1 protein-coding gene and 1 pseudogene are annotated in these 725 nt (G+C 65.7%); both read right to left on the reverse strand.

All coding sequences use genetic code 11. The features are described 5' to 3' along the window. A partial coding sequence (locus LPA54_RS33970; RefSeq protein ID WP_368857880.1) for a substrate-binding domain-containing protein occupies positions 1–344 on the reverse strand: 344 nt, incomplete at its 3' end. A gap of 134 nt (positions 345–478) precedes the next feature. After that, positions 479–725, reverse strand: a pseudogene (locus LPA54_RS33975) (ROK family transcriptional regulator); the annotation flags it as partial.

Genomic DNA, 725 nt, shown 5'->3' on the forward strand with positions numbered 1-725 from the left:
GCCTTGGAGTCCACCGCGTCCACGATGAGCACGTCGACCTTGTTGGTCACCATCGTGTCGACCTGCTGGTTCTGCAGGCTGGCGTCCTGCTTGGCGTTGGCGTAGACGACCTCGCCCTTGTTGTTCGTGAGCTCCTTGACCTTCTTCTCGATCAAGGGCTTGTCGAGCTTCTCGTACCGCGCGGTCTGGTTCTCCGGCAGGAGCAGACCGACCTTGATGTTGTCGCCCTTGGCGGCGGAGTCGCCCGAGTCGCTCTTCTTGTCGCCGGACTCGGCGGCGCTGCCACAGGCGGCGAGCGAGACGGCCATCGCACCCGCGGCGATGGCGAAGGCGGCACGACGCATACGCGTGTTCACTTCTACAAACCTCCCTGACGAGGCCGCGTCGTTGCGGCCGAGGTGGCTGGAAGTCAACTCGGCCGCACGTGCGACGTCAAGAAGTAAATCCTTAACGAGATGGCAACGGTGCCATCCGTTCTCTAAGTGAAGGCAGGGGTGGAGGCGGCGAGGGACCCTGTCGCCGTCCCGTCCAGAAGGGTCGAATCGCCCATTTCGCTCAGCGCCAGCGCGAGGGCGCCCAGCACCTCCGCACGGCCCCCAAGTGCCCCTGGAAGCACGGAGAGTTGGCGCGCGGCGCTGGGTATGGCGTAGCGTCCCACGGACTCTCTTATGGGGCCCAGGACCAGCTCCCCGGCCTCCGCGAGATCACCGCCGAGCACGAACCCG

Source organism: Streptomyces sp. DH12 (assembly GCF_020873895.1).
GTDB lineage: Bacteria > Actinomycetota > Actinomycetes > Streptomycetales > Streptomycetaceae > Streptomyces.